Origin of the sequence: Methanobrevibacter sp. (assembly GCF_045541095.1) — an archaeon.
Classification (GTDB): Archaea; Methanobacteriota; Methanobacteria; order Methanobacteriales; family Methanobacteriaceae; genus Methanocatella.
In genome coordinates, this window is sequence record NZ_JAZQIJ010000033.1 from 1 (window position 1) to 5,702 (window position 5,702).

Consider the following 5,702-nt stretch of genomic DNA (forward strand, 5'->3'; position numbering starts at 1 on the left):
TAAATACTTAAATAGTTTGTAAATTATGTAATTATTTATATATTTTCATGTTTTTCATGTTTTCCCTTAAATTGAGCATAGTTTTTGAAATTAATTTCAATAGTTATTATAGTCAATGTAGCTGTTGGTTTCAAATCAAAACTTTTTAAGGCTGTAGCTATCTAATAGGGATAATCTCCCTTTTCCTCATATTCGTTTTTAAGCCATGCCTTGAAAATGGAATCATATATTCTAAAGCCGTCTTTATCCAATTCTATTAAAGTTTTGTTTTGCAGTGATTTTAGTGAAGCGCCGATGGCTCCGCTGGTTACTCCTAGTTTGTTTGCTATTTCAATTCTTTTCAACGGCTTTTCAACAAGGGCTGCAATAATCCTTTGTTCCTGATTGTTCAGCTTATACCATTCATTTGTTAAATTGACCAATAGGTAAGGCAGAGTCTTTTTAAATTCAGATATTATTTTTTCTTCATTCAATTCTTCATTAGGTGGCAGTAATCTTGCAAAGCTATTCACGTAATATGGATTTCCATTTGTGCATTTATAGAACCTTTTAAATCCGTCATCTGTGAATTTAAGATAATCTGCCTTTTCAGCCAAATAGTTTCTTGTTGTATCAAATGAGAATGTTTTGATTTCATAGCTCAGTATTCTTCCTCCGAAAGCGCCCTTTTGACCTGCAATATTTGCAATCAATTCGTCCTTGACGCTCATGCTTCCGGAAAATATGTAGCCAATATTCTTTTGTGATTGGATGATGCTTCTGATATACCATAAGAAATCATTGACATTCTCATCAAGCTGTTTTAGCAATTGAAATTCGTCAATGAATATTAAAACACCACTGATGTTGTCTTTGCAGTTATCATATATTTGCTGAGGCAGATCCATCACGAAAGTAGTGAATTTTGCATAATCTTCATCTGATTTAAGAATGGGAAGTGGAATCTTGTCAATGGATTCTAATCTATCAAGTTTAAAATTGCGTGTTTTGAAATATTTTAAAATCTGCGCATCGATAGTTATGATATTTGACTCTCTGCAGGCCTTTATGATGCACTCGTAGAATAATCTCATGAAACAGAAACGAGTTAATTTGTCATCCTCTTTGAATTTGTCCATCCCCGCCAGATCCATGTAGACAACCACATAATCCTCTTTGAAATCCTTTTTTAGTTTTTTCATCATTGCAGTTTTGCCCACGCCTCTAATTCCTGTAAGCAGTATTGTTGGAGTTGATCCCTTTTCAGTTAGTTCTAAGTTGTCAGATATGAATGAAATTTCTTCAACTCTATTATAGAACTGTGTATCATCTAAATCATTATCGTTTCCCAATGGTAAGCTTGACATAATTGCACCTTCGTTTAATATGTTTGGAAACAGTTTATATAAATGTAATGGAAATTCCATTATAATGCAAATCCCATTATAATGCGCAAAACACACATCACATTATGTAATGCAAATCCCATTATAATGCGCAAAACACACATTTCATTACATTTACCAATGCTGGTTATTGTCTTCCAAAAATTTTATTATTACCAAAAAAAATTTTGTATCAGAGTTATTAGTGCTTGAAATCTGTACGTATGACAACTTTATCATACGTTTTATACGAACAGTTTTTATTAGTTTTGAGTCTGGATTTTTTGAACCTCTCAGGTTTCTTCAAGCTGGAGAGTTTCAAAATTCGATTGTTTCTAAGACATTCGGAATTACTGTTTTGCAGTTTGTAACAAGATTTTCGAATTCCTTTGGATTTTGAGCAATTGAAGGAAATGTATTGTAATGCATTGGAATAACAAATTCGGAATTAATCCAGCTAGCTGCTATTGATGCTTCTTTTATATCCATTGTAAATATGTTTCCAATAGGCAATATTGCAATATCTGGTTTGTAGACTTCTCCTATTACAAATTTCATGTCGGAGAAAAGCCCTGTATCTCCTGCATGAAAGACTTTTAAATCATCGTCGAATTCGAATAAAAAGCTCCCTGGATTTCCCGCATATTTTGTGTCGATTTCAAAGTCAAATGTTGATGAGTGTTTTGCTTCAAGCATTCTGATTTCAACATCTTCAAATCTTACGGATGCTCCATAGTTGATTCCTATAGCGTTTACTCCTTTTCTTTGAAGATAGATGGATATTTCATAGTTTGTTATAACAATTAAATTTGGATTATTTCTGGCTATTTCAACAACATCGCCGAAGTGGTCTGCATGGCCGTGGGTGATGCAAATTATGTCTGGATGCAAATCACTTGGTTTAAGCGGACATGCAGGATTTGCCTGAATGAAAGGATCAATTAAAATATTCAATCCTCTTTTTGAAGTCAGTTCAAATGCCGAATGACCTAGCCATTTTAGTTTCATATTTTACATGCTCCGTTGGAACAGCTGTCGGCCTTTTTATCATCGTCAACTTCATTTTCAGCAATAATCTGTGTTAAGACCTTTTTAAAGTCATCATAGGATAAGGCTCCGGGAATGGAGTATTTGTTGTCAAACAAATAAAACGGAACTGCATGAATTCCGACAGATAATGCAATATTTTCATCATTTTCAACTTCACTGTTGTATAAATTACTATTTAAAACATCTTTGACATCATTCTCATCTAATTCAGCATCTGAAGCTATTTTAAGCAGCACGTCCTTATCGGCCAGTTTTAGATTTTCAACAAAATAAGCATCAAATAATGATTCGGATAACTTTTCCACTTTGTCATGATATTTGCTTTGAGCTAATTTCATCAGCCTGTGGGCATCACGGGTGTTGGTATAAAGTGTGGTTTCATATTTGAAATCAATGCCTTCATCGTGGCCGAGTCCTGAAATTTGTGCAACCTGTCTTTTGGCGTCTTCAAGGGATAGTCCATATTTTTTTGAAAATCTCTCAACAGTAGTGGACTGGACATTTTCAGGTGCGTTTTGATCAAGTTCAAAAGCGCGAATATCAAATTCAACATCAAGATTTAAATCGTCAATTGCCCTTTTTAGTCTGGTATTTCCAATGTAGCAGTACGGGCAGGCAAAGTCACTCCAGTATGTAATCTTCATAATTATTCCTCCAAAGAAATATTTAAAAGATTTAACTAATAAATAAGTAAGTAATTACGTAATTACTTGGAGATAATATGATTAACAACAATGTATGTCCGATTGGAAACACTTTGGATTTGTTTAACAGAAAATGGATTTTTTGCATCATGTCAAATATATTTCGGGGAATGACACATTTCAATGAGTTCAAACAGGCAAATCCAACAATCAGCAACCATGTATTGGCTCAGACTTTAAAGTATATGGAAGAACAGGATTTAATCACAAAAACAGTTGTTGATGAACTTCACAACAGGACAGAATATGCCTTAACTCCCAAAGGCCTTAGAGCCAATAAGATACTGTATGAAATCACCGAGTATTATTTTGAGGAACTGAATTATACCAATTACGACGATATGGAAGTTGAGGAACTTTTGGTAGAATATCGGGAAATTTATGACGTTAGGTAATTTAATAATTACTTATTTCTTTTTATACTATTTGTCACTAATTATTTTTCATGAAAACAATATTTGATAAAACTAAATTCGGTCATCTTGATGTTTCCGGCCGTATAATTAGAAACGGTCTGTGGGAATCTCAAAATGATTCCGGTAAAAATCTGTCACAGGACGTATTTGACAGATATGAAAAACTGGCAAAAAATAATGTGGGCGTAATAGTCTCTGAGCTGATTTCAATGTATAGTCATGACAGATTCAGCGATTATACTGACTATATTGATGCACCATCTTTTATAAAGGATTTTAAAGAAATTACAAGTATAGCTCATGAAAACAATACTCCAATTCTTGCCCAAATTGGTTTTGTCAACTGCAACGTAAACGGCAAACAGATGATGGAAGTCAATGACTTGACATTGGAAGACATCAGGACAATTCAGGCCGATTATGTAGTTGCAGCCAAAAAGATAATGTTTGCAGGTTTTGACGGGGTTGAACTATGCATAGGAAATAATTTTTATTTGTCAAGGGTCATGGATCCTTTTGAAAATACCCGCAACGATGATTATGGTGGAAATACCTACAATCGTGTGAGGATGGTATTGGAAATAATCAAACTAATTAAAAAAACAACAAATTTGCATGTGCACTGTAAAGTTAATTTGTATCAGGATGAAGAGGATTCACTTGAAATCTGCAAGATACTTGCTGAAAACGGTGCAGACAGTTTACAGATTACAAGATTCTTATCTCCGCAATACTTCAGAAAAGGCCAGTCAAATCAGGATATGCTGGTAGGCTTTGCAGACAAAGTTGCAAAGAGTGTTTCCATTCCTGTTGTTTTAGGCGGCGGAAGGTCAGACATGGATAAGATTACGGAATTGCTGAATAATACTGATATTGATTTCATTTCTATGCAAAGGCCGTTTGTAAAAGACCCTGCATTTCTAACTCAATGGAAAATGGATGGCCATGGTAAATCTGAATGTAAGACTTGCAATAACTGTTACTGGAAAAAGGAAAGTATTTGTTTGATTGAAGATAGTGATTAAGCATTATGTGCATTGGACTGCACATAATAAGATATCACTGTTTGTCCAATAATATTTCTACAATTTTATTGAATGCTTCCTTTGACTCTGGAACTAAAGGATAAACCGGATAAACATGAGTCATTTCCTCACCAACAATCAATTCGGCCTCAATGCCGTTGCTCTTTAATTTTTCATAAAATTTAACAACATCGGAATAAAATATTTCATGGGTTCCGACAAACAGTGTTGTTTTTGGAAGTTTGCTCACTTCTCCGAATAATGGGCTTACCTTATAGTCTTTAGCATCCAAATCTCCTGCCCAGGTTTCACCCATTTCACGCAAACCGTCCACTCCAAGCATAGGATCAAATTCAACATCATCGTAAACCCCTGACATTGACACATCTACCCAAGGAGATATTAAAATCAGGTTCTTTGGCTGTGGCAGATTTTTAACTGCAAGATGTTCACAGAATGCTGCTGAAAATCCTCCTCCGGCGGAATCTCCCATGATTATAATAGGTTTGTTCATTGTTAAAAGATAATCATATATCTTTCCAACGATTTCATAGGTTTCCTCATAGGTATGATTTGGAGCAAGAGGATAAATTGGAGCAAATACGCATGCATTGACTTTTTTTGCAAGTTTGTCGCAAAAAGTGATGTGGGGAAGTCTAATCTCATTTACATATATTCCGCCATGAATATATATGATTAAACGTTCTGCATCTTCTATATCGTTAAAGACAACCATTTGGCATCCGAACATATCTTTGCTTTCAACTTTTGTGCGGTATATCCTTTTAGGTATTTTGTAATATTCGTCTTCTTCTAAAGCACGTTCCTGCATATGTTCATTTGCCTTATCTGCATCGTCAACATATTCTCGATGTCTTTTATCTAGAGCGCTTTCCACGATTTTTGACATTCTTGACATTTTTTACACTTCCATATCTTTTAAAAGGTCAGTTCTTATCACGGTTATTCATTGTTATTTCTAGTTTAGTCATTGTTTTTGAGTACAGGTCTTTGTTTAATGTTTCTATTTTCTGATAATTCAAAGTCAATTTCAGCGCATATACACAATATTGTCTTTTGAATTTTTTTCATATAATATTTTTGAAATGTAGAATACTTTTATAAATTTAATTTAAATATATA

General features: G+C 34.0%; 6 protein-coding genes. 2 read left to right on the forward strand and 4 right to left on the reverse strand.

The genetic code is table 11. From position 1 onward, the window contains the following. Positions 1 to 161: 161 nt before the first annotated feature. The 3 genes from ACKI2P_RS01555 to ACKI2P_RS01565 all read right to left on the reverse strand — a co-directional run bounded on the left by ACKI2P_RS01555 (position 162) and on the right by ACKI2P_RS01565 (position 3,058). Positions 162 to 1,346 carry an AAA family ATPase gene (locus tag ACKI2P_RS01555; RefSeq protein WP_407374492.1) on the reverse strand — a complete coding sequence of 395 codons (1,185 nt, stop codon included), beginning with the start codon at positions 1,344 to 1,346 and terminating at the stop codon, positions 162 to 164. A 336-nt stretch (positions 1,347 to 1,682) separates the two neighbouring features. Further along, positions 1,683 to 2,372: a metal-dependent hydrolase gene (locus ACKI2P_RS01560; protein WP_407374493.1), complete on the reverse strand. Its 690-nt coding sequence runs from the start codon at positions 2,370 to 2,372 to the stop codon at positions 1,683 to 1,685. Next, on the reverse strand, positions 2,369 to 3,058 hold the full coding sequence (locus ACKI2P_RS01565) for a DsbA family protein (RefSeq protein WP_407374494.1): 690 nt from the start codon (positions 3,056 to 3,058) through the stop codon (positions 2,369 to 2,371). The genes ACKI2P_RS01560 and ACKI2P_RS01565 overlap by 4 nt, the downstream gene beginning before the upstream one ends. Before the next feature lie 77 nt (positions 3,059 to 3,135). On the opposite strand from ACKI2P_RS01565, the gene ACKI2P_RS01570 reads away from it, so the two are divergent. Further along, positions 3,136 to 3,513, forward strand: a complete 378-nt coding sequence (locus ACKI2P_RS01570) for a winged helix-turn-helix transcriptional regulator (protein ID WP_407374495.1) — start codon at positions 3,136 to 3,138, stop codon at positions 3,511 to 3,513. A gap of 50 nt (positions 3,514 to 3,563) precedes the next feature. After that, positions 3,564 to 4,559 carry a tRNA-dihydrouridine synthase gene (locus ACKI2P_RS01575; protein ID WP_407374496.1) on the forward strand — a complete coding sequence of 332 codons (996 nt, stop codon included), beginning with the start codon at positions 3,564 to 3,566 and terminating at the stop codon, positions 4,557 to 4,559. A 34-nt stretch (positions 4,560 to 4,593) separates the two neighbouring features. Here the strand turns inward: ACKI2P_RS01575 and ACKI2P_RS01580 are convergent, their stop codons facing one another. Continuing rightward, positions 4,594 to 5,478 carry an alpha/beta hydrolase gene (locus tag ACKI2P_RS01580; protein ID WP_407374497.1) on the reverse strand — a complete coding sequence of 295 codons (885 nt, stop codon included), beginning with the start codon at positions 5,476 to 5,478 and terminating at the stop codon, positions 4,594 to 4,596. Between the last annotated feature and the right edge of the window lie 224 nt (positions 5,479 to 5,702).

Coding starts and splice junctions, on each gene's coding strand:
- ACKI2P_RS01555 (WP_407374492.1), bottom strand. CDS start 1,346: ATGTCAAGCTTACCATTGGGAAACGATAATGATTTAGATGATACACAG.
- ACKI2P_RS01560 (WP_407374493.1), bottom strand. CDS start 2,372: ATGAAACTAAAATGGCTAGGTCATTCGGCATTTGAACTGACTTCAAAA.
- ACKI2P_RS01565 (WP_407374494.1), bottom strand. CDS start 3,058: ATGAAGATTACATACTGGAGTGACTTTGCCTGCCCGTACTGCTACATT.
- ACKI2P_RS01570 (WP_407374495.1), top strand. CDS start 3,136: ATGATTAACAACAATGTATGTCCGATTGGAAACACTTTGGATTTGTTT.
- ACKI2P_RS01575 (WP_407374496.1), top strand. CDS start 3,564: ATGAAAACAATATTTGATAAAACTAAATTCGGTCATCTTGATGTTTCC.
- ACKI2P_RS01580 (WP_407374497.1), bottom strand. CDS start 5,478: ATGTCAAGAATGTCAAAAATCGTGGAAAGCGCTCTAGATAAAAGACAT.